The organism is Sphingomonas jaspsi DSM 18422, from assembly GCF_000585415.1.
GTDB classification, from domain to species: domain Bacteria; phylum Pseudomonadota; class Alphaproteobacteria; order Sphingomonadales; family Sphingomonadaceae; genus Sphingomicrobium; species Sphingomicrobium jaspsi.
The window spans coordinates 1,563,117-1,584,243 of the sequence record NZ_KK073876.1 but is presented as its reverse complement, the minus strand read 5'-3'; the positions used below and the strand labels follow the sequence as shown (position 1 = coordinate 1,584,243).

21 protein-coding genes are annotated in these 21,127 nt (G+C 64.7%); 6 read left to right on the top strand and 15 right to left on the bottom strand.

The annotated features are described in order from the left end of the window. Positions 1 to 78 precede the first annotated feature (78 nt). Positions 79 to 1,206, bottom strand: a complete 1,128-nt coding sequence (locus G570_RS08220; RefSeq protein WP_037501087.1) for an NAD(P) transhydrogenase subunit alpha — start codon at positions 1,204 to 1,206, stop codon at positions 79 to 81. Positions 1,207 to 1,214: 8 nt separating this feature from the next. Beyond that, a complete protein-coding gene (locus G570_RS13420) occupies positions 1,215 to 1,364 on the bottom strand; it encodes an aa3-type cytochrome c oxidase subunit IV (RefSeq protein ID WP_084607750.1) in 150 nt (49 codons plus the stop codon). 138 nt (positions 1,365 to 1,502) lie between these two features. On the opposite strand from G570_RS13420, the gene G570_RS08215 reads away from it, so the two are divergent. The 3 genes from G570_RS08215 to G570_RS08205 are packed head-to-tail and all read left to right on the top strand — an operon-like array spanning position 1,503 to position 4,520. Then, positions 1,503 to 2,939 carry a sigma-54-dependent transcriptional regulator gene (locus G570_RS08215; protein WP_037501084.1) on the top strand — a complete coding sequence of 479 codons (1,437 nt, stop codon included), beginning with the start codon at positions 1,503 to 1,505 and terminating at the stop codon, positions 2,937 to 2,939. Positions 2,940 to 2,960: 21 nt separating this feature from the next. Then, positions 2,961 to 3,734, top strand: a complete 774-nt coding sequence (locus G570_RS08210; protein ID WP_037501081.1) for a cytochrome c family protein — start codon at positions 2,961 to 2,963, stop codon at positions 3,732 to 3,734. A gap of 45 nt (positions 3,735 to 3,779) precedes the next feature. Then, entirely contained in the window at positions 3,780 to 4,520 is a 741-nt protein-coding gene (locus tag G570_RS08205) for a phosphodiester glycosidase family protein (protein WP_037501077.1), read from the top strand. Here G570_RS08205 and folP read toward each other — a convergent pair. From folP to G570_RS08160, 9 genes are all read right to left on the bottom strand, one after another. Then, the gene (gene folP, locus G570_RS08200; RefSeq protein ID WP_037501074.1) at positions 4,486 to 5,559 is read right to left on the bottom strand and encodes a dihydropteroate synthase; all 1,074 of its coding nucleotides are present in this window, start codon (positions 5,557 to 5,559) and stop codon (positions 4,486 to 4,488) included. The genes G570_RS08205 and folP overlap by 35 nt on opposite strands. A 6-nt stretch (positions 5,560 to 5,565) precedes the next feature. Beyond that, positions 5,566 to 6,693, bottom strand: coding sequence for a site-specific DNA-methyltransferase (locus G570_RS08195; protein ID WP_281169526.1), 1,128 nt, complete (start codon positions 6,691 to 6,693; stop codon positions 5,566 to 5,568). A gap of 201 nt (positions 6,694 to 6,894) precedes the next feature. Next, positions 6,895 to 7,476 (bottom strand): ribonuclease HII, encoded by a 582-nt coding sequence (locus tag G570_RS08190; RefSeq protein ID WP_037501070.1) that lies wholly within the window; start codon positions 7,474 to 7,476, stop codon positions 6,895 to 6,897. Continuing rightward, the gene (gene thiD / locus G570_RS08185) at positions 7,473 to 8,729 is read right to left on the bottom strand and encodes a bifunctional hydroxymethylpyrimidine kinase/phosphomethylpyrimidine kinase (protein WP_084607616.1); all 1,257 of its coding nucleotides are present in this window, start codon (positions 8,727 to 8,729) and stop codon (positions 7,473 to 7,475) included. Before thiD ends, G570_RS08190 begins: the two co-directional genes overlap by 4 nt. Further along, positions 8,726 to 10,060, bottom strand: a complete 1,335-nt coding sequence (gene glmM, locus G570_RS08180; protein ID WP_037501068.1) for a phosphoglucosamine mutase — start codon at positions 10,058 to 10,060, stop codon at positions 8,726 to 8,728. The genes thiD and glmM overlap by 4 nt, the downstream gene beginning before the upstream one ends. Before the next feature lie 29 nt (positions 10,061 to 10,089). Then, positions 10,090 to 10,761, bottom strand: coding sequence for an NnrU family protein (locus G570_RS08175; protein WP_037501065.1), 672 nt, complete (start codon positions 10,759 to 10,761; stop codon positions 10,090 to 10,092). Next, positions 10,758 to 12,056, bottom strand: a complete 1,299-nt coding sequence (locus G570_RS08170) for an amidohydrolase family protein (protein WP_037501063.1) — start codon at positions 12,054 to 12,056, stop codon at positions 10,758 to 10,760. The genes G570_RS08175 and G570_RS08170 overlap by 4 nt, the downstream gene beginning before the upstream one ends. Then, a complete protein-coding gene (locus tag G570_RS08165; protein WP_037501060.1) occupies positions 12,053 to 13,459 on the bottom strand; it encodes an amidohydrolase in 1,407 nt (468 codons plus the stop codon). The genes G570_RS08170 and G570_RS08165 overlap by 4 nt, the downstream gene beginning before the upstream one ends. Beyond that, a complete protein-coding gene (locus tag G570_RS08160; RefSeq protein ID WP_037501057.1) occupies positions 13,459 to 15,288 on the bottom strand; it encodes a peptide MFS transporter in 1,830 nt (609 codons plus the stop codon). Before G570_RS08160 ends, G570_RS08165 begins: the two co-directional genes overlap by 1 nt. Positions 15,289 to 15,421: 133 nt before the next feature. On the opposite strand from G570_RS08160, the gene G570_RS08155 reads away from it, so the two are divergent. Both G570_RS08155 and G570_RS08150 read left to right on the top strand, forming a co-directional pair. Beyond that, the gene (locus tag G570_RS08155) at positions 15,422 to 16,009 is read left to right on the top strand and encodes a nitroreductase family protein (protein WP_037504003.1); all 588 of its coding nucleotides are present in this window, start codon (positions 15,422 to 15,424) and stop codon (positions 16,007 to 16,009) included. Between the two features lie 30 nt (positions 16,010 to 16,039). After that, positions 16,040 to 16,396, top strand: coding sequence for a GntR family transcriptional regulator (locus G570_RS08150; protein ID WP_037501055.1), 357 nt, complete (start codon positions 16,040 to 16,042; stop codon positions 16,394 to 16,396). On the opposite strand, the gene G570_RS08145 is transcribed toward G570_RS08150, so the two are convergent. Then, complete coding sequence (locus G570_RS08145) at positions 16,393 to 18,036, bottom strand: acyl-CoA dehydrogenase family protein (RefSeq protein WP_037501052.1); 1,644 nt, start codon at positions 18,034 to 18,036, stop codon at positions 16,393 to 16,395. The two genes, G570_RS08150 and G570_RS08145, sit on opposite strands and share 4 nt — an antisense overlap. 50 nt (positions 18,037 to 18,086) lie before the next feature. Here G570_RS08145 and G570_RS08140 point away from each other — a divergent pair, with 50 nt between their 5' ends. Then, a complete protein-coding gene (locus tag G570_RS08140) occupies positions 18,087 to 19,010 on the top strand; it encodes an L-threonylcarbamoyladenylate synthase (RefSeq protein WP_037504002.1) in 924 nt (307 codons plus the stop codon). Here G570_RS08140 and G570_RS08135 read toward each other — a convergent pair whose 3' ends face one another. The 3 genes from G570_RS08135 to G570_RS08125 all read right to left on the bottom strand — a co-directional run bounded on the left by G570_RS08135 (position 19,011) and on the right by G570_RS08125 (position 20,983). Beyond that, positions 19,011 to 19,463, bottom strand: coding sequence for a hypothetical protein (locus G570_RS08135; RefSeq protein ID WP_156930398.1), 453 nt, complete (start codon positions 19,461 to 19,463; stop codon positions 19,011 to 19,013). A 196-nt stretch (positions 19,464 to 19,659) separates the two neighbouring features. Beyond that, complete coding sequence (gene msrA, locus G570_RS08130; RefSeq protein ID WP_037501049.1) at positions 19,660 to 20,214, bottom strand: peptide-methionine (S)-S-oxide reductase MsrA; 555 nt, start codon at positions 20,212 to 20,214, stop codon at positions 19,660 to 19,662. Positions 20,215 to 20,272: 58 nt separating this feature from the next. Then, complete coding sequence (locus G570_RS08125; protein ID WP_037501046.1) at positions 20,273 to 20,983, bottom strand: PilZ domain-containing protein; 711 nt, start codon at positions 20,981 to 20,983, stop codon at positions 20,273 to 20,275. Positions 20,984 to 21,127 lie beyond the last annotated feature (144 nt).

Sequence of the window (21,127 nt, the reverse complement as noted above, 5' to 3'; positions counted from 1 at the left end):
AGACAGCGAAGTTATCGATCGGGCTGGTCGGGCGTGATGCTCCGCCGGCCCTTTTTGTGCGCAAAGCGGTGTCTGGCTTTAGGCCTGGATCAGGCGGTCGTTCACGATTCGTCCATCGCGACTCAAACGGATCGCGGAAACGATTTCGTCGTCGTCCGGGAAGACCGGCGCCGACTGGTCCTTGTCCCAGAAGGCGGTCAGGAAGTTGGTCAGGTTGCGGGCGAACAAGGCGGAGGCGTCGGCGGCGAGCGTCCGTGAGAGCTGGACGGCACCGACGATTTTCACGCCGTGGCGCTCGACGATCTCGCCTGCCGCGCACCCTTCGACATTGCCGCCAGCCTCGGCGGCAAGGTCTACGATGACGCTTCCGGGACGCATCGTTGCAAGTTGCGCATCGCTGATCAGTCGCGGTGCCGCACGACCGGGAATAAGCGCGGTCGTGATGACGATGTCCTGCTTGGCGATATGGCTGCTGACCAGTTCAGCCTGCGCCTTCTGATATTCCGGACTGGTTTCGCCGGCATAGCCGCCCTGCCCTTCACCCTCGATGCCAGCCACGCCTTCGACAAAGATCGGCTTGGCGCCAAGAGACTGGATTTGTTCGCGGGTTGCCGAGCGGACGTCGGTCGCGCTGACCTGTGCGCCCAGGCGACGACCGGTGGCGATTGCCTGAAGGCCCGCGACACCGACCCCCATCACGAACAGCTTGGCCGGGCTGACCGTGCCTGCGGCCGTCATCATCATCGGAAAGGCGCGGCCGTAGATCGATGCAGCGTCGACGACCGCCTTGTATCCCGCAAGGTTGGACTGCGACGACAGGATGTCCATCGACTGCGCCCGGGTGATCCGGGGCATCCATTCCATCGCCAGCGCCTCAAGCCCCGCATCGGCGTAGCCGCGGATCGCGTCGGTCCGGCGGACCGGGTCGAGCGCGCCGACCAGCAGCGCGCCCTTCCTAGCACCTGACAGGCCGGCCGGGTCGGGTCCCGACACGCAAAGGATGATGTCGGCGTCCTTGAGGACCGCCTTTCGATCGCCCAGCTCGGCGCCAGCGGACGCAAATTCGTCATCCGCTATGCCGGCTTGCTGTCCTGCTCCTGACTCCACGGCGACGCTCGCGCCGAGGCCGGTGAATTTCTTCACCGTTTCAGGAATGGCGGCGACGCGGGTTTCCGACCCGCCTTCCTTCAGGACAGCGATCTTCAAGCGCGGACCTAGTTGCTGATGATGTAAATGACGAGGGCGGCGATCAGCGCCGACGCGATCGTGCCCCACTTCAGCAGGGTCAGGAAACCGCTGTAATTGCGTTCGTGGGCGGGGTAATCCATTTCGGTGGCGGTCGGGTGGGCCTTGGTGTCGGCCATCATCGTATTCCTTCGAAAAACGGTTGGTCTTCGCCGTCGTCTTAACAAGCCTATTCGCGCCGCCCAAGCGCCTTTTTCAACGCGCTTAAGCTCGCCTTTACCCATTGCCCCTAAGCTGGGGCGCGAATGGAGTTGGGAATGCGCGAGGAAAATCTTCGATCGCTGCTGCTGGTGGATGCCGATGCCAACGAGCGTCGGCAGCTTTCAGCGGTCGCATCGCGCGCTGGCTGGACGACGGTCGGCGCAGCCTGTTCGGAGAGTGCGGTCGGCCTGTTGCAGGGCCCGCATGGCCGCGAAGTGCAGGCCGCAATCCTCTCGAGCTGGGACGAAATCGACGGGCCAGACCTGCTTAAGGCGCTGCGCACCTGCCGTGCGGCCCTGCCGATTATCGTCCTTGCCGAAGGCGGGTCGGTCGCGCTCGCGGTCGAAGCGATGCGGGCCGGGGCATCGGACTATCTCGCCAAGCCAGTCGCGCCCGAACGCCTGCTTGAGGCCCTCCAGATCCATGCAGATCGACGTCGCCCCAATGGCGAACTGGCGCCGTTGTCGGAAAAGCTGGCGCCCGTCTTGGCGTTGGAAGAGCTGGTCGGCGCCTCGCCGGACTTCCGGTCGGCGCAGGCGATCGCGGCAAAGGCAGCGCGCAACCGCTTGCCGATCCTGATCGTCGGCGAAGCCGGTACCGGCAAGGAAACTTTCGCCCGGGCGATCCACCACGCCAGCCTCCGCGCCCGCGGGCCGTTGATGGTCGTGGACTGCAAGGCGGTTGCGGCCAACATCATCGAAAGCGAATTGTTCGGCCATGTGCCCGGCGCCTTCCCGGGCGCCTTTTCGGAGAAGGTCGGCAAGCTGGTCGAGGCCGACGGCGGCACCCTGATCCTCGACGAAGTCGGCGAACTGCCCAAGGAAACGCAGGCCAAGCTGGATCGTGTGCTGGCCACGGGCGAAGTTCGCCCGGTCGGCTGCAATGGATCGCATTCGGTCGACATCCGCATCGTCGCGACCAGCAGCCGGGCCCTTCCGGGCGACTTTCACGGCGGGCTTGCCGAACGCATCGGCACCACGGTCGTCAACCTGCCCCCCCTGCGCGACCGCAGCGGCGACATCCCTGCCTTGGCGCGCCACCTGCTCACGCGCTTCGCGAATGAGCCGGGCATGAAGGCCATGTCGATCGGCAACGACGCGCTGGGCGTCCTGATGCGCTATGGCTGGCCGGGCAATGTGCGCCAGCTTGCCGGCGTGCTGTTTCGCGCCGCGTTGCAGGCCGACGGCCAGGCGCTGACCGCCGAAGACTTCCCGCATATCGCCGTCCAGTCGCGCTTCAGCGGGCGGCGGAGCGACGTTTCGCCGGATATCGGTCAGGCATCGACCGACGCGGCGGTATCGGGTGGTCCGCAAGTGACGCTGTTTCGCCAGGATGGCCATCTTCGCACCCTCGACGAAATCGAAGCCGATCTCATCCGTCTTGCGATCGGCCATTACCGCGGCCGCATGACCGAAGTGGCGCGACGCCTCGGCATCGGCCGATCGACCCTTTACCGCAAGCTCGGCGAGCTTGGCATCGACACCGCAGCCTGAACGGGAATTTGGAGACTCAAGATGGGCTTTTTGCAAAACATCTTCAGCAAGGGCGGCAAGGCCGAAGAAGTCAGCGAGCTTCCCACGCGTAACCGCACCTTTTCCGCCAGCGCGTTCCGCGAAGCCGAAATTGCGCGCGAAAATGAGACGTACCACGCCCGGCAACAGCAGCCGGACACCAGTGCGGTACTCAGCCCGAACATTGCGCCGGTCGCCGAGGTGCTGATGTCGCAGCAGGAGCCGACAGACTTTGCGGCGCTGGATTCCGAACTTCCTTCTTTTACTCCGCCCCCATCGGAAGTCGATCCGATGCACTGGGAAGAAGCGGTTGGCTGGTTGTCGCAGCGGAGCGCGGCAAGCCGCAATTTGGTCGCGCAATATTGGAACTGGGAACATGATCTCAAGGTCATGGAATTCCTCGTCCAGCAGCCCGATCTAGATCCGGGCGTCGCCGCAGGCGTGCTGTGGCTGACCGCATCGAATGAGGATTACTTCCCTTGGGGCGACGATGAACCGCAGAGCGACTTCGACCAGGCGGTGACCAGGATCGCCGCGATGGTCGGTCGGCGGTTCGACGCCGGCGACTATCCGCCGATGGCCCACGGCTTTGACGACAGCTGGGACTGCGAGCGGTTGAAGGAACGACTGACGGACTTGCACGGCGAAGGTCGAATCGACTGGAACCCGCGCGACATCCCGACCAGCAGCGTGGCGCAGATGATGAGCTTCGACGACCTGCCGGACGACGAACGCCAGGACGTGATCGACTTCCTCGCTCAACACGGCGTCCGCTAAGCCTTAGCGCTCGACAGACGGAGGCTGGGCGTTCAGGCTGGCGCGATGCGTCATGTCCTCGCGATCGTCCTTTTCACCCTCGCCGGCTGCGAGGGGGCTGCCGACCAGTCGGTCGTCCAGCCTCCTTCGCCCTGCTCGATCGAACAATTCGAAGGCAGCCGCTTCACGATCTGCGATCCCGGCGACGGACGGGTGTCGATCGCGTCCGGCAAACGCCGCCTGACGGAGCTGGAGGTCGACCCTAGCACCGTCCTGTTCGCGATGAACGGCGGGATGTTCGACGAAAGCGGCGGTGCGATCGGCTTGCTGGTGATCGACGGCAAGCAGCGGCAGCCCATCAACCGTCGGCGCGGCTTCGGCAACTTCCACCTGCTGCCGAACGGCGTGTTCTTGATACGTCGCGACCGATCGGTCGGCATCGTCCCGTCCGACCGATACAAGGACGACGGCAATATCGCCTATGCCACCCAAAGCGGGCCGTTGTTGCTGATCGATGGCGCCTTGCACCCCAAGATCGATCCAGACGGCGCGTCGCATTACATCCGCAATGCCGTCGGCATCGCGCCGGACGGAACGCCGCGGTTCGTCATCAGCGATGACGCCGTCTCCTTCGGTCGCCTTGCCCGCTTCATGCGCGACCGGCTGCACATGGAAAACGCGCTTTACCTCGATGGATCGGTGAGTTCGCTGTGGGAACCGGCCGGCAACCGGCTCGACAATTTCACAGACCTCGGGCCGATGATCGTGGTGACTAAGCCAGCCGCGGGCTCAGCGCCGCATCCCTGAGGCCGCGCCAGACCTTCAGCGCCTGAACCGTCTCCGGAACGTCATGGACGCGGACAATTTGCGCGCCTTGCTCAACCGCCTTCAGCGCCAGCGCGATGCTGCCGGGCAGCCGCGCGTCGGCCGGCGCTTCACCGGCCAGCGCGCCGATCACCCGCTTGCGGCTGGCCCCCAGCACGACCGGGCAACCGAGCCCGTGAAACAAGGCCAGGCCGTTGAGCAGCTCAAGATTGTGCGCGACCGACTTGCCGAAGCCGATGCCCGGATCGACGAGGATCTTGCTCCGCGAAATCCCGGCGGCTTCCACCGCGGCGATCCGCTCTTCGAGCCATAGGTATATCTCGACCAGCGCGTCGTCATAGCGCGGTGCGTCCTGCATGGTCTGCGGGTCGCCCTGATGATGCATCAGCACTACCGGAACGCCCGCCGCCGCGACGAGTTCGGCGGCATTCGGGTCCCACAGCAGGGCCGATACGTCGTTGACCAAGGCGGCGCCTGCGTCGATCGCCGCGCGCATCACGCCCGACTTGCGCGTATCGATCGAGATGGCGGTTCCGCTGGCCGCAAGCTTCTGGATGACGGGCCGGACGCGCTCTATCTCGTCGCCCTCCCACACCTCTCGCGCGCCAGGTCGGGTGGATTCACCGCCGACATCGACGATCGCGGCGCCCTCTGCAGCCATGCGGGCGCCGGCCTCCGCCGCGCCATCGGCATCGCCATGCTGGCCCCCGTCGGAAAAGCTGTCGGGCGTCGCGTTGACGATGCCCATCACCTGCGGCTGGTCCAGCCGGACCGTCCGCTCGCGCAATTGCAGCGGCGCCCGGACCGAGATTAGCCGCGACCAATCGGACGCCATCCGCTCGTCCAATCGTTGCTCGATCCCCTCTACGGGCACGATTTCGCGGCCCGTCCGGCAATTGCCCTCGACGCGGATCAGCTCGACGAGGCCGAACCAGTTGAGCCCGCCAGCCAGCCGCGCGACCTTGCCGTCGTGGCCGAAGGGGGAATCGACGAAGCCCGTTGGGCGGATAAGCGTGCGCATGGCCTCTTATAACGAGGCGAGATGCTTGACGCGAAGGGCGTCGATCGGCTGCAGCTTGCCGTCCAGCTCGATGTGCCAGAAGGTCCAGCCGTTGCACGACGGCGCCCCCTGCAGCTTGGCCCCGACCTTGTGGATCGAACCGGCCTCGCCCTCGCAATCGATCGATCCGTCGGCGCGGACGCTGGCGCTCCAGCGACGCTTGCTGTCGGTGATCGTCGCGCCGGCCGGGATCATCCCGCTTTCGACCAGCAGGCCGAAGGCGACGCGCGGCTGGCTGCGCTTGTCGGCCATCACCATCATCGCGCTCTCGTCGAGCGGCAGCGTGGCGTCGATGCGCGCGCGGGCCACTTTCACATAATTGCGCTCGCGCTCGATCCCGATCCACTTGCGGCCGAGGCGGCGCGCCACCGCGCCGGTCGTGCCGGTACCGAAGAAGGGATCGAGGACGACGTCGCCCGGCTTGGTGCAGGCGAGCAGGATGCGGTAGAGCAGGCTTTCCGGCTTCTGCGTCGGATGCGCTTTCTCGCCGAATTCGTCCTTCACGCGTTCCGATCCCGAGCAGATCGGCAGCACCCAGTCCGATCGCATCTGCAGATCGTCGTTGAGCGCCTTCATCGCGCGGTAGTTGAAGGTATATTTCGCCTTCGGGTCCTTCGAACACCACAGCAGCGTTTCATGCGCGTTGGTGAAGCGGGTGCCGCGGAAATTGGGCATCGGATTGGCCTTGCGCCATACGATGTCGTTCAGGATCCAGAAGTCGGCATCCTGCAACAGTGCGCCGCAGCGGTAGATGTTGTGATAGCTGCCGATGACCCAGATCGTGCCGTCGTCCTTGAGGATGCGGCGCGCCTCCGCCAGCCATTCGCGGGTGAAGTCGTCATAAGCCGCCAGGCTGTCGAACTTGTCCCATGCATCGTCGCAGGCATCGACCTTGCCACCTTCGGGGCGGAATAGGTCGCCCTGCAACTGGAGGTTATAGGGCGGATCGGCGAAGATCATGTCGACGGACTTGTCGGGAATCTTCTGCATCTGGGCGATGCAATCGCCTTCCAGGATCGTGTCGAGCGGCAGGACTTTCTTGGCCTGCGCGCGCGTCCGCGGGCTACGGCCCAGGTCGGAAATCGGCGCGATCATGTTCATAAATTTCAGGTCCCCGATGGTGTTAGACCACCGGTGATTCAGGCGGGAGTCGCGGTCAAGGGATCGTTAAGCCCGCCCCCAGTGGGCGCGGAAGAACAAAAGGAATCCACGCGATTCCAAACCACTAGATGTTGAGTCTCGAGAGTCATCGCGGACTCAACCCCTTGTGGTGTGACTCGAAAGACTCAGTCGGCTTCAGAAAAGCGTAAGCTGGGCCACCGGCGCGAAACTGCGGCGATGCAGCGGACTCGGTCCGTGGGTCCGCAATGCCGACAGATGGTCGGGCGTGCCATATCCCTTGTGTCGGTCGAAGCCATAGTGAGGGTGGCGCTGATGCTCTGCCAGCATGATCGCGTCGCGATGTTCCTTGGCTACGATCGACGCTGCCGAGATGCAGCGCTCCTTGGCATCGCCGCCGACGATAGCCCGAGCCGGCCAGCGCCAACCTGTGTTGCGGCCTGCGGGCGTCATGTTACCGTCAATCAGCAATTCAACCGGATCGCAGCCGACGACCGCGCACAGCGCTTCGGCGGCGCGGGTCATGGCGAGCATCGTCGCCTGGAAAATGTTGATCGCGTCGATCTCCTCGACCGACGCAATGCCGATCCCGACATGGCAACGTTCTCGGATGCGCGCGGCCAGTTTCGCCCGGTCCGCGGCTTTCAGCACTTTGCTGTCGGCGAGGCCACGGATTTCCTTGCCGCACAGGATGACGGCGGCCGCGACCACCGGCCCTGCCAGTGGCCCCCTGCCCGCCTCGTCGACGCCGCCGATCACGACAGCTCGCGTGGCTTCTTGCTGAGCGTCGGGCCGCTGCGCAGCTCTTCCAGGCTCGGCGGAGCAGGCGCAGCCGGTTCCGGGAGCTCGCTATCGTCGATCCGCCACGGCGGGAAACGGCGTGCCTCGCCCGCCTTGTAGAGGAAAATGGTGTTGCCCGACGGGTCGCGCAGCCGTGCCTCGCGCCACATCCACGGCTGGTTGCGCGGGCCATGTTCGAACGGAATGCCGCTGCGCGCGAGCTGCTCGACCCGCTCGTCCAAATCGTCGCATTCGAAATAGACCGCGACGGTATCGCCGATTTCGGCCTCGGGATCGCACTGGATCGAAAAGGTCGTCGCCCCGGCCTCAAAGCGGGCGTAAAGATTTTCCTCGCTGTCGACGATCTGCTTGAGGCCAAGCTTGCGGTAGAAGGCGACCATCTTGGCATAGTCCTTGCCGGTCACCGTCACCTGGTTGAGCCGCAGGCCAAGGCCGGTGTCCATCCGCACATTCTGCTGGCCGAGCGGGCCGTGACCGTGGCCCAGCCCGGCTGCTTCGTGCAGCGCCATGCGCACGAACAGGCGGCCGCGCTCGACCGCCTGCGCCAGCGGCAGGCCAGCGCCAAGATAGAAGGCGATCGCGCTTGCGAGCGTGCAGCCGGTGCCATGGGTGCTGGTCGTGTCGATCCGCGAACCCTGCCAGCTGGTGATATTGTCATCCTCGACCAAAGCATCGGCCAGCGCCGCGCCTTCTTCGTGACCGCCCTTGATCAGCACCGCGCAGCCATGACGCGACACCAGCTTGAACGCGCCGCTGACCTCGTCATCCTCGCCGGTTAGCCGCTTTAATTCCGGCATATTAGGGGTCGCCAGCGTCGCGGCGTCCATCAGCTTGCCGAAGGCAGCGATAGTGCCGTCGTCGGCTAGGCTCGCCCCGCTGGTCGCGACCATCACCGGGTCGAACACGATCGGCACCCCTTCCAGCGCCTCCAGCCGCGCGGCGATGTGCAGGGCAGTGAAGGGCGACCCGATCATCCCGATCTTGACGGCGTCGACGCCGATATCGGCGACCACCGCGTCGATTTGCGCCAGCACCGTCTCGGTCGGCACCGCATGGACCGCGGTCACGCCTTGCGTGTTTTGGGCAGTCACCGCGGTAATCGCGGTCATCGCATGCCCGCCCAGCATCGTGATCGTCTTGATATCGGCCTGGATACCGGCGCCACCGCCGCTGTCCGACCCGGCGATGATCAGGATGCGCGGCGTCTTCATGCCGCCGCCACTGCTTCGCAGATACGGTCGACCCATTGTTCGACCAGCTGGGGATCGTCGCCTTCGGCCATGACGCGGATCAGCGGTTCGGTGCCCGACTTGCGGATCACCAGTCGGCCGCGACCGTTCAAGGCCCCCTCGGCCTCGGCGATCACCGATTTGACCGATGCGTCGTCGAGCGGCGCGCCGCCCGCAAAGCGCACATTCTTAAGCAACTGCGGCACCGGGTCGAACAGGTGCAGCACATCGCTCGCCGGTTTGCCGCTTTCGACGAGGGCGGCGAGCACCTGCAAGCCTGCGACCAGCCCGTCGCCGGTCGTCGCATGGTCGCTCAGGATGATATGCCCCGACTGTTCGCCGCCGACATTGCAGCCATGTTCGCGCATCGCTTCCAGCACATAGCGGTCGCCGACCGACGTGCGCAGCATGCCGATACCCTGACTATCCAGATAGCGTTCCAGGCCAAGGTTGGACATCACGGTGGCGACCAGCGCCCCGCCCTTCAGCGTGCCGCGTGCCTTTTGCGAGGTGGCGATCAGCGCCATCAACTGGTCGCCATCGACCAGCTGGCCCTTTTCGTCGACCACGATCAGTCGGTCCGCATCACCGTCCAGCGCCAGCCCGACGTGGGCGCCCGACGCCACGACGGTTTCCTGCAATGCGGAAGGCGCGGTCGATCCGCAGCCTTCGTTGATGTTGGTGCCGTTGGGCTTGGTACCGATGGCGATGACTTCCGCGCCCAATTCCCACAGCGCGTCGGGCGCGACCTGGTAGGCGGCCCCGTTGGCGCAATCGACCACCACCTTCAGCCCGTCGAGGCGAAGCTGGTGCGGAAAGGTGTCCTTGGCAAAGTGGATGTAGCGGCCGCGCGCATCGTCGATCCGCTTGGCACGTCCGATCTTGCCGGCATCGACCAGCGCCGTGCCCTCGTCGAGCAGAGCCTCGATCGCCATCTCGTCCGCATCGCTCAGCTTATAGCCGTCAGGCCCGAACAGCTTGATGCCATTGTCGGCGAACTTGTTGTGGCTGGCGCTGATCATCACGCCGATGTCGGCGCGCAATTCCCTGGTCAGCATCGCCACCGCCGGTGTCGGCATCGGCCCCAGCAGGACCACGTCCATGCCGACCGAGGTGAAGCCGGCGACCATCGCCGATTCCATCATATAGCCTGAAAGGCGGGTGTCCTTGCCGATGACCACGCGATGGCGGTGATCGCCGCGCAGGAAGTGTGCACCGGCCGCCTGCCCGACCTTCATCGCCATTTCCGCGGTCATCGGCGCCACGTTGGTGCGCCCGCGAATCCCGTCGGTGCCGAAAAACTTACGTCCCATGCCGACGGTCTAGCGCGAAAATGGTTAAGCTAAAACGCCCAGAAGCCCGCCGGACGATAGCCGAGCGCACCATGGGCCCAGGTCGCCACGAAAAACAGCAGCGTTCCGGCGACAAACGCCATCGTTCCGGGCCACGCCAGGCCCCGTCCGAAGGGAATATAGCTGGTATTTCCCGCCCATGCGTCCCAGTTGTTTCCGTAGAGCCGCGACTTCTTGCGATCCTGAAGTGCAGCCCCGACCAGCGCCAGGACACCGACCGCTTCCGACACGATCAGGCCGGACGGCGTCGAATTCACGATGGCATGGGCGATCGCCCACAATGCGAAGCCCCACATCATCGGATGGCGGGTGATGCGAAATACCCCCCATGGCTCGCCCACCGGCTTCATCGCTTGGTCGGGATGCGGCAGTGCCGGATTGCCCTTGTGCGATCCAGCAAACAGGATCGAGCCGAGCCACACCATCAGCGACGCGAGTATCCACAGCGCCGTGCCGGCTTCCCACTTCGGCGCCGCGGCCGGGACTTGCCTTGCCGCCCACACCATCCAGCCCAGGGTCGCGAACGCCACGAGCGAATAGACGCCGAGGAAAGCTTTCTCGCCCATCGCCTTTACCAAGGGTGCGCGAAGCGGATGCGACAGGATGAAGTGACTGCCTACGAATGCGGCGGCAGCGATTTCGAGCTGAAGGAGCGGCGTCATTTGCGATAGGCCTCCGGCACATTCTGGCGCTCAAGCGAGCGGTAACGGTCGCGCAGGCGGGTCTGGTGGTTGGTCAGCGACTGGCGCACGCCGTCGATCCACACAGTTTCCGGAACACTGTCGTTTTCCAGCGGGTCGCCCGACCACACCACCACATCGCCCTGCCGTCCGGGGGCCAGGCTGCCGACCACGCCGCCCATGCCCACCGCCTCGGCAGGCCGTGCGCTGATCATCGCAAAGGCCTCGTCCCAGCTCACCCCGCTGGCGCGCGGCACCTTCTGCAGCGACACGAGGTTGCCCGCGAACTGGCGCTGGTTGCGGGCGTAGCGGGTATCATTGTCGTCGATCATGCCGATCGCAACCTTGACGCCCGCGGCCCGCAATCGTCCGATGTTCGACTGGGTTGCCGCGAGCATTTCGAAGCTTGCCGGCAGGTCGTTGAGCGCCGATGCGATCACCCAAACCCCAGACGCAGCGATCCGGTCGGCGACCGTCCAGCCCTCGCTGACCCCCACCAACGCCATCTTCAGCGCCGGAAATTCCTTCTTAAGGGCCAGGACGTTGACGATGTCGACCGCCCGTTCGACATGAACGATCAGCAATTGCCGCCCCTGAACCACCGCGACCAGCGCCTGCGCATCGCGGCGGGTCAGCAGCACGTCGTCGCGGCGTGCACCGTCGGGACGGCCGCGCAGGTCGCGCGCTTCGACCAGGGCATTGCGGAACAGCTCGAAGCTCGACGAGCGCGAACCACCGGCGGTACCGGCCCCACCTTCGCCCAGTTCGACGAACTGGAACGCCTTCGACTTGAGGACAGGCGAAAAATCGTCGCCGGTGTCGATGATGGCGCCCTGACCGGCAAAGATGCTTTTGCCCGTCGTCGGCGCGACGATGGCGCGGGTCACGCCGTCGGCGCGGCTGACGGCTATGGTCGATGCCTTCGGATTGACCGACGGCGACACGTCGATCGCGGCGTTGAAGACGCTTCCGCCCATCTCCGTATCGTCGGATCCGGCCGCCCCAAGGTCGACTTCGGAAAGGCCGAGCCGCGAAAAGCCCGCGACCAAGCCCGGCGTCACATATTTGCCCTGCGCGTCGACCGTTTCGACGCCTGCAGGAACGCGAACGTTACGTCCGGCAGCGACGACCTTGCCGCCGCGCACCAAGACCGTGCCACCATCGATTACCTGCGTGCCGTCGCCGATGACCAAACGTGCGTTGGTGATCGCGACATTTTGCGCGGCCAACGGCGACGCGGCGGTGAGCAGTCCGAACATGGCAAGGGCGCGGATCATTTCACGTCTCCCTCACCCGGCTGGCCCAGTTCGAAATCGCTCACCGGCTGCTTGGCTGGATTGTCGGCATCGAACAATAGCGCGCCGTCGACCCACACCTTTTCGGGTCGGGTGTATACGCTGAACGGATTGCCGTTCCACAGCACCACGTCAGCCATTTTTCCGGCCTTCAGGCTACCGGTCTGGGCAAAGATGCCGAGCGACTTGGCCGGGTTCATCGACAGCCAGGTCCAGGCGACTTCCTCGCTGATCTGGATCCCCGCCCTGCGCCCCGCGGCGAGTGCCTTCGCAGCCTCCTGATTCAGCCGCTGGATGCCGTTTGGATCGTCGCTGTGGACGATGGCGCAGGCGCCGGCATTGTGGACGAACGCGATATTCTCGTTGATCGCGTCATAGCTTTCCATCTTGAAGCCGTACCAATCGGCCCACATCGCCGCACAGATGCCGTTTTCGCGGAGCAAGTCGGCGATCTTGTAGGCCTCGACCGCGTGCTGGAAGCTGGCGATCTTGTAGCCGAATTCCTTCGACATATCGATCATCAGCGCCATTTCGTCGGCGCGGTAGCAATGGTTGTGGACCAGGATCTTGCCCTGAAGGACGCCGCGCAGTGTTTCCATCGCCAGGTCGCGGGCCGGCATCTCGCCGCCCGACTTTTCATACTTGTCCCACTTGCGCTTATATTCCTGCGCCTTGATCCAGGTCGCGCGAGTGACGGCGATGTTGCCCATCCGGGTCTGCGGGCCGCCCTTGTTGCCGTAAACCCGCTTGGGGTTTTCGCCGCAGGCCATCTTGAGGCCATAAGGCGCACCCGGGAATTTCATGCCCTGCACCGTGCGCGCAGGGACATTCTTGAGGATTGCCGAGCGGCCCCCGAACAAGTTGGCGGACCCTGGCAGGATCTGCAGCGCGGTGATGCCGCCGTTGGCGCGGGCGCGGTTGAAGCCGGGGTCCTGTGGCCAGACGCTATGTTCCGCCCACACTTCGGGACGTGCGGCACCGGTGGCCTCATTGCCGTCGCTCAGCGATTCGACGGCGGGTGACGGATAATCGCCAAGGTGGCTGTGGACGTCTATGATGCCCGGCGTAACGTATCGACCGCCCGCATCGATAACGTTCGCGCCCTCCGGCGCGGCCAGATCGGGCCCGCCGACCGCCTGAACCCTACCATCGGAGAATAGGATCGAACCGCGGTCGATCTTGCCGCCTTCGCCGTCGAATATGGTGGCGTTACGGATCAGCGTCGGAACGCCGGGATAACGTTCGTAGGTCGATGGGTAGGGATTTTCGTTGATCCTGACCGCCAGCGCCTTGGGCGCGGGTTGCGGGGCTGTCGCGCAACCCGTCAGGACAGCGGCAGCAAGGACCGCCGCTCCTAAGAGGGTGGTCCTTGCTGCCTTCATCATCACTTCACTCCGTGCATCAGCTTCTTGAGCGGCCAGCTCAGCAGAAGCAGGACGCCGCCGACGATGATCGAGAAGATGCCGATCTTCTCGAACACCATGACGTAGGTGTCGAGGCTGACCTGCAGGTTGGTCACCTGCCCGCCCACGGTCTCCACCGAGGCGAACTGGGCGACCACGCCAGCGACATATTGCGCAATGGCGATCGACAGGAACCACACGCCCATCATCATGCCGACGATACGCGCGATCGACAGCTTGGTGATCATGCTGAGGCCGACCGGCGAAATGCACAGCTCGGCGATCGAGTGGATCAGGTACAGACCCGCCAGCCACCACAGGCCGACCTTGAAATCGGCGCCCGCGAACTGCGCACCGAAGACCAGGAACAGGAAGCCTGCGCCAACGCCCATCAGCGCGATCGCGAACTTGACCGGGATCGACGGTTCGATCCCGCGCCGCGCCATCGCGTTCCACATCATCGAGAAGAGCGGTGCCAGCGCGACGATGAAGAAGGCGTTGAAGAACTGGGTCTGCCCGGCGGTGATGCTGAACAGGCCGAACACGCTCATGTCGGTGTTACGGTCGGCGAACAGGGTCAGCGAGCTGCCCGCCTGTTCGAACAGGGTCCAGAAAACGGTGTTGAAGGTGATCAGCACCATCGCCGCCACCATCATCTGGAATTCCTTGCGGTGGCCGTTCTCGTCCTTGACCCCATTGAACCACGCCCAGGCCAGAATGGCCGGGACCGACACCAGGAAGGTGCCGAACATGATCTTGCCCATGATCGGCAGCGTGGTGATGTAGCCGATGATGCCCGTGCCTTCGGCCGGCTTCACATAGCTCATCAGGTTGGAGAACAGGAAATAGACCACCGGCAGCGCGAGGATCGCGCCGACGTAAACGAAGATGTCCTTGTTGGTCGGCGCGTCGGCCGGACGGTCGCCATAGCCGTCAAGCTTGCCGCCATCGAACTGGAACAACAGCCACGATACGAGCATGCCGCTGGCTGCGAGCGCGAAACCGGCCCACCAGCCGAGCCCGCCCCAGCTGCCCATGCCGACTGCGAGCAGCGGACACAGGATCTGCGAGAAGAGCGAGCCGAGGTTGATGCCCATGTAGAAGATGGTGAAGCCCGCATCGCGGCGGCGGTCGCCGTCCTTGTAGAGTGAGCCCACGATGGTCGAGATGTTGGGCTTGAAGAAGCCGTTGCCGATGACCACGAGGCCAAGGCCGATCAGCAGCAGAAACACAGACATCGGGTTGCGTTCGCCATCGGGCTTGAATCCGCCGTCGGCGATCTTGCGCGCTTCGCTACCGTCGGGATTGAGGAGCGAAACCGTCTTGTCGTCATTGCCCTTGATCAGCAGACGCTGGTCGCCATCGACGACAAACTGCTTGGCGGTCTCGCCGCGACCTTCGTTGACCACCTCGTAGCGTTGGCCGTCGATGGTGGCGAAGGGCGTGGCGGGTGCGCCGCCGAAGCAGAGCGTCAGATAGCCGATGCTCATCAGAATCGCGCCAAACTTCACCGATCGCTTGGCACCAAGGATTCGGTCGGCCAGCAGGCCGCCGATCAGCGGCGTCAGGTACACCAGCGCCGTGAAGCCGCCGTAAAGGCCGGTCGTCGTCGTATCCGAAAACAGGAAATGCTGCGCCAGGTAAAGGGTCAGCAGCGCCCGCATGCCGTAGTAGCCGAAGCGTTCCATCGCTTCGGTGGTGAACAGCCGTGCCAGCTGGCGGGGATGGCCGAACCATTCGCCCTTGGCTGCCGGATTTTCGTGACTGATATCGGGTTCGGCCGGATTATCGGCCGTCGGTGAATCCACCATTCAATTCATCTCCCTGCCCGGGGTGTCGCACCACATGCGCCCCCTTATGCTTGTGAGCGGCACCCTAGCGGCGAATCCCGGCTTGTGAAGTCGATTGTTGCCAAGGGCTTGTCCCGTTATGCGCAACGCCATGATGCTTAACGACCGCTCCTCGCTCCTCGCCTACCTCAACACCCGCCGGTCGGGCCGCCCGCGCGAGATGGTCGCTCCGGGACCATCGGCGGACCAACTGGACGCTATCCTGGCCATTGCCGCGCGGACGCCAGACCATGGCAAGCTGGCCCCCTGGCGGTTCGTGATCGTAGAGACTGACCAGCGGCAAGCCTTGGCGGAATTGCTGCTCCAGGCGTTGCCGGAACATGATCCGGAAGCCGGACCTTCGCATGTCGCAAAGGCCGAAGAATTCGCCCACAATGCGCCGACCTTGGTGGTCGCGATTTCCAGTCCGGTGCAGCCGCACAAAATCCCCTTGTGGGAGCAGGAGCTGAGCGCCGGGGCGGCAGCGATGAACCTGCTTCACGCCGTCCACGCCCACGGCTTCGTCGGCGGCTGGATTACGGGCTGGGCAGCCTACAGCCCGCGCGTGACCCGCAGTTTCTGCCGTGACGGCGAGCGGATCGCCGGCTTCATGTTCATCGGCACCCCGGGGCGCGAGCTTGAAGAACGCCCGCGTCCCGATCTGGACCAGATCGTCGAACGCTGGATGCCATTCAAAGATTGAACTTTTTGCGAGTTGCTGTATTGTAGCACCATGACGCTACGATCTGCTCACGAAAAGCCCGTCTATGTTCGTCTTCGCGAAGTGATCGCCGACGCGATCCTCGCCGGCCGGTACAAGGACGGAGACCCGCTTCCGTCGGTTCGCGCACTGGCCGCGGATGAAGGCGCCAACCCGTTGACGGTCGCTAAGGCCTATCAGGGGTTTCAGGACGAGGGCCTGATCGTCGTCAAGCGCGGTGTCGGCATGTTCGTCGCCCATGGCGCGGCGAGTCGCCTTCGCACCAGTGAGCGCGACCAGTTCATCAAGACCGAATGGCCGCAGATTCGCGACCGCATGGCGCGGCTGGGGATCGATCCGGTAGACCTGATCCAGCGCGAGCGCGTCTAGGCCAGCGCTTCGGCCGGCACCGCGTAAAGCAATGCTGCGCCTTCCTCCGCCGCCGCGGCCAGCCCCAACGCTTCGGGCACCACCGCCGACAGGAAATATTCGCTTGCGGCGCGCGTCCGGTCGTCGGCGTCTTCGGCCTTCGCAAGCCGCTCCATCAGCCATCCGCCGACCATCACCGCGCACATGGTCAGGAATGGATAACTCCCGGCCAACCGGTCGTCGGGCGCCGCGTTGCGCAGGCTTGCGGCGCAGACTTCGACCGCATCGGTGAGCGCGATCAGGCCGGGGTGCTTCGCCTCGGCCTCGATGTCCGCGATCAGCCCGTCGAAGGCAAGTCCACCATCCAGTCCCAGCTTCCGGCCAACCAGGTCGGCGGCCTGGATGCCGTTGGTGCCTTCGTAGATCGGCGCGATGCGGGCGTCGCGCAGATGCTGGGCGGCGCCGGTTTCCTCGACATAGCCCATGCCGCCATGGACCTGGATTCCAAGGCTCGCCACTTCGCAACCGACGTCGGTCCCCCATGCCTTGGCCAGCGGGGTCAGCACTTCGGCGCGGTAGCCCGCTTCGGCATCGCCGCGTGACGCCCGGTCGATCTGGCCGAAGGCATAATAGGTCAGCGCCCGGCTGGCGTTGGTCAGCGCACGCATCCGCATGAGCATGCGCCGGACGTCGGGGTAGTCCGCAATGGCCAGTCCGCCCTGCCGTCGTTCCAGCGCATAGGCGACCGCCCGCTGCGTTGCGCGCTCGGCGATGCCCACGCCCTGAAGTCCGACGTTGAGCCGCGCATTGTTCATCATCGTGAACATGGCGCGCATGCCGCCATTTTCCGGGCCGATCATCCAGCCGATCGCCCCGCCATCATCGCCATAGCTCATGACACAGGTTGGCGAGGCATGGATGCCCAGTTTGTGCTCGATACTGACGCAGCGCAGGTCGTTGCGGCTTCCGTCGGGCAGGATCTTCGGAACAAGGAACAGCGAAATGCCTCGGGTGCCTTCCGGCGCTCCCGGCGTCCGCGCCAGCACGAGGTGGATGATCTGGTCGGCCAGATCATGTTCGCCATAGGTGATGTAGATCTTCGTGCCCGTCACCCGCCAGCTGCCGTCCCCGACCGGCTCCGCCCTGGTTTTGAGCGCGCCGACGTCGCTGCCAGCCTGCGGCTCGGTAAGGTTCATGGTCGCCGGCCATTCGCCGGAGATGATCTTGGCGAGATAGCGCTCCTTGAGTTCGTCGGATCCGTGATGCTCAAGCGCCTCGATCGCCCCCATCGACAGCATCGGGCAAAGCGCGAAACCGATGTTCGCGGCGTTGAGGTTTTCCATCAGCGCCGCCGCCAGCACCTGCGGCAGTCCCTGCCCGCCATGGCTTTCGGGTCCGGCCAGGGTCATCCATCCGCCCTCGACGAACGACCGGTAAGCGGCCCTGTAGCCTTCGGGCATGGTGACCGCGCCATTGTTCCAGCGAGCCCCGACCGTGTCCCCGATCCGGGACAGCGGCGCGAATTCGCCTTCCGAAAACTGCGCAGCGCCCTCCAGCACCGCGTCGATCATGTCCGCCTCTGGTCCGCCGTCGAACGAGCCGATGCCGACAACGGCATCGAGCACCAGGCGCTGGTCACGAACGGGGGCGGAAAAGCTCATCTTGCAGGGTCCCTTGGCGGATGGTCCGCAGCCGCTATAGCGAGCGAAGCATGGCGCTTCCATATGACACGAAACGGCTCGACGACAGCGATGAAGGAATCGCCGAGGCCGCGCGGCTCATCCTAGCGGGCGAGCCGGTCGCGGTGCCGACCGAGACCGTCTACGGCCTTGCCGCCGACGCGACCAATGCCGATGCGGTCGCCGCCATCTATGCCGCGAAGGGGCGCCCCAGCTTCAACCCGTTGATCGTCCACGTGCCGGACCTCGAAGCGGCGCGGCGCTTGGGCAAGTTCGACCAAGACGCGCTGGCGCTTGCCGCGGACCATTGGCCGGGTCCCCTGACGATCGTGGTCCCCCGTCGCGTGGATGCAGGCATCGCATCGATCGTGACGGCCGGGCTCGACAGTATCGCGATCCGCGTACCCGCCCATCCGACCATGCGAGCTATCCTGGCGAAGGTCGGGCGCCCCCTCGCCGCGCCGTCAGCCAATGCCAGCGGCCGGATCAGCCCCGTCCGCGCCGACCATGTGCTGGCTTCGCTCGACGGGCGCATCGCCGCAGTGGTCGACGGCGGCAAGACCGAGCGCGGGCTGGAGAGCACGATCGTCGCGGCCACCGGCGGCGGCTTGCGCCTGTTGCGGCGTGGCCCGGTGTCGATCGATGCCACCGAAGAAACCGGCGACAAGATCGAAGCGCCGGGGCAGATGTCGAGCCATTATGCGCCGGGGAAGCCGCTGCGGCTGGACGTCTTGACGGCCGAGCCTGACGAATTTCTCATCGGCTTCGGACCAGTCGCGGGAGACCAGTCGCTGAGCGCCAGCGGCGACCCGGTCGAGGCAGCCGCGCACCTGTTCGACCTGCTGCACGTGGCCGACCGGTCCCACCAGCCGCGGATCGCCATCGCGCCGATTCCCGGCGACGGCATTGCAGCGGCCATCCGCGATCGCCTGAAACGAGCCGCTGCGCCTCGCTGATCAGGGGTTTGCGGGCATTGCCGCCTTGGCCGGAAAGGCAACGGGTAGCGATTCGCGCAAATAGGCCGTCAGCATCCGGCCCTTCGGAATGACGGCGCTGCGGCCTGTGATGACCCCCGCGAACACCCCCACCGCGGCTACGCCGGCGGCCGTTGCCACGCTGTTGCCTTCGCCTTCCTGCCGATAGGTGCCGATCAAAGGGATGTGGCGACCGTTGAGGTCGACGTAGCGCAGCGCCACTTCCATTTTGCCCGACTTCCCGAATGCCGCCTTGCCGGTGAGGAAGATGATCTCGCCAATCGCCGGCGTTCCGCGGGGGATGATGATGTAGTCGCCGACCCGCACGTCCTTTGCGACCGATAGTCCGAACTTCTGTCCGATCTTCAGCTTTCCAGCCTTGGTGGTCAGCTCATCGTCCATCGCCAGCGCGATTTCGGTATTGGCAGGAAGCACGCCGTTGGTTCTTGGGTCGACCGTAAGGACAGGCGGGGCGGCGGATGATTGCGCCGCGACAGACGTGGCCGAAAGGCTAGACACCAGCGACGCGGCGGCCATTGCCGCCGAGAGTTTCAGACATTCCACGCGCACGCCCCTCGACCCCCTCGATTCGTTGGCCGAGCCTAGTCCCGATCGTGCGGAATGGAACCGGTCAGATGTCGCTGGTCGCGGCCTGGCTTTTCACCCGCGCCTGGAAACTCTTGCGCAGCTTGGCCAGCTTCGGCGGAATCACCGCCAGACAATAAGGATTGCGCTGGCCTTCGCCCGCCCAATAATCCTGGTGATAGTCTTCCGCCGGATACCATTCCGCCTTGGGCTCGATCGTCGTGACTACCTTGCCGCTAAGCGCATCGTTCGCGCGGGCAAGCGCGGCCCGCGCAGCGTCGGCCTGGACCTCGTCCTGCGGGAAGATGGCGCTGCGATACTGGGTGCCGATATCGTTGCCCTGCCGGTTGAGCTGGGTCGGGTCATGGATGGCGAAGAAGATGTCGAGCAGATCGTCATAGCTCAGCTCGGAATCGTCGAACGTGATGCGGATCGCCTCGGCATGGCCGGTATCGCCCCCGCAAACCTGCTTGTAAGTCGGATTCACGGTGGTGCCGCCGGTGTAGCCGCTTTCGACCGACTTTACGCCGACGACGTCGAGGAACACTGCTTCGGTGCACCAGAAACATCCGCCTGCGAGCACCGCTACCTGATCTGCCATTCTCATGCCCTTTCGTTCAAGGGCGCGAGATAGGAAGTTACAGGCGATCCGAAAAGGGTCAGCCCTTCTTGATCGATGCTTTGAGCGCCGCGAGTTCGAGCCGCTTGCCGACCCATTCAGCCAGTTCTTCGAACTTCAGCGGCTGGTCGAACACGATGCCGGCCTTGCGGTCGGCGAACCAGCGGACTTCGCCGCGCACCGGCCGCAGGCTCTCGACCACCACGATGACCGGCTTGCCGAGGCAATATTCGTCGATCGGTTCGACCTTGAGTCCGCCAAGCGAGATATCGTGGACGTCGACGTTGTAATATTTGTCGCCCAGCTTGACGTTGGCGCGGCAGTCGACCTCAAGCCGGGGCGGCCGCGGGCGGAAGCCGTGGCGCGGCTTGCGACCGGCAAGAAGCTCGCCCAGGTCGATATTCTGCGCGAATTTGAAGCCGGCGGTCCCCTGACGAGTCCAAACCACGGTCGACGGGATTTTCTGCGACGACAGTTCGATCTCGACTTGGTCGCCGACGGCGACTTCATGGCCGACTTCGGCCATCAGACCGCCAGCCGACACGTTGCAAACCCTTATCAGCTGGTTGCGTTCGCCGTCGGCGTAGCTGAGCTTGGCGACCCGCAACATGGCCATCACCCGGTCATCGCCGCGGCGCTCGGCAGGCCGGGGAACGGCCGTCGTCAGCGAAAAGGTGGTCGACTCGAAAGCCACATTGTCTTCGCCGAGCGGGCGATGGGTCTGCTTGCGCCGGATAAGGCTGCCGAACATCTGGCAATTCCCTTCATTGCGACCGAAAATCGCGTCAAAGCCGATGTTTAGCTTTTTTTGGGTTAAAATCCGGTTTCATGCGTTTGACGGTGGCTCGGAAAGCTGTTGAGTGTCGGTTAGCGTTGAGATGCGCGGAGGAGATGA

What these genes read in the sequence shown, in the direction of transcription:
- glmM (WP_037501068.1), bottom strand. Translation starts at nt 10,060, where the DNA reads ATGGGACGTAAGTTTTTCGGCACCGACGGGATTCGCGGGCGCACCAAC.
- G570_RS08150 (WP_037501055.1), top strand. Translation starts at nt 16,040, where the DNA reads ATGACGCTACGATCTGCTCACGAAAAGCCCGTCTATGTTCGTCTTCGC.
- folP (WP_037501074.1), bottom strand. Translation starts at nt 5,559, where the DNA reads ATGCGCACGCTTATCCGCCCAACGGGCTTCGTCGATTCCCCCTTCGGC.
- G570_RS13420 (WP_084607750.1), bottom strand. Translation starts at nt 1,364, where the DNA reads ATGGCCGACACCAAGGCCCACCCGACCGCCACCGAAATGGATTACCCC.
- G570_RS08170 (WP_037501063.1), bottom strand. Translation starts at nt 12,056, where the DNA reads ATGATCCGCGCCCTTGCCATGTTCGGACTGCTCACCGCCGCGTCGCCG.
- G570_RS08175 (WP_037501065.1), bottom strand. Translation starts at nt 10,761, where the DNA reads ATGACGCCGCTCCTTCAGCTCGAAATCGCTGCCGCCGCATTCGTAGGC.
- G570_RS08195 (WP_281169526.1), bottom strand. Translation starts at nt 6,693, where the DNA reads ATGATCGCGCCGATTTCCGACCTGGGCCGTAGCCCGCGGACGCGCGCG.
- G570_RS08165 (WP_037501060.1), bottom strand. Translation starts at nt 13,459, where the DNA reads ATGATGAAGGCAGCAAGGACCACCCTCTTAGGAGCGGCGGTCCTTGCT.
- G570_RS08210 (WP_037501081.1), top strand. Translation starts at nt 2,961, where the DNA reads ATGGGCTTTTTGCAAAACATCTTCAGCAAGGGCGGCAAGGCCGAAGAA.
- G570_RS08205 (WP_037501077.1), top strand. Translation starts at nt 3,780, where the DNA reads ATGCGTCATGTCCTCGCGATCGTCCTTTTCACCCTCGCCGGCTGCGAG.
- G570_RS08140 (WP_037504002.1), top strand. Translation starts at nt 18,087, where the DNA reads ATGGCGCTTCCATATGACACGAAACGGCTCGACGACAGCGATGAAGGA.
- msrA (WP_037501049.1), bottom strand. Translation starts at nt 20,214, where the DNA reads ATGGCAGATCAGGTAGCGGTGCTCGCAGGCGGATGTTTCTGGTGCACC.
- G570_RS08155 (WP_037504003.1), top strand. Translation starts at nt 15,422, where the DNA reads ATGCTTAACGACCGCTCCTCGCTCCTCGCCTACCTCAACACCCGCCGG.
- G570_RS08215 (WP_037501084.1), top strand. Translation starts at nt 1,503, where the DNA reads ATGCGCGAGGAAAATCTTCGATCGCTGCTGCTGGTGGATGCCGATGCC.
- G570_RS08145 (WP_037501052.1), bottom strand. Translation starts at nt 18,036, where the DNA reads ATGAGCTTTTCCGCCCCCGTTCGTGACCAGCGCCTGGTGCTCGATGCC.
- G570_RS08160 (WP_037501057.1), bottom strand. Translation starts at nt 15,288, where the DNA reads ATGGTGGATTCACCGACGGCCGATAATCCGGCCGAACCCGATATCAGT.
- thiD (WP_084607616.1), bottom strand. Translation starts at nt 8,729, where the DNA reads ATGAAGACGCCGCGCATCCTGATCATCGCCGGGTCGGACAGCGGCGGT.
- G570_RS08125 (WP_037501046.1), bottom strand. Translation starts at nt 20,983, where the DNA reads ATGTTCGGCAGCCTTATCCGGCGCAAGCAGACCCATCGCCCGCTCGGC.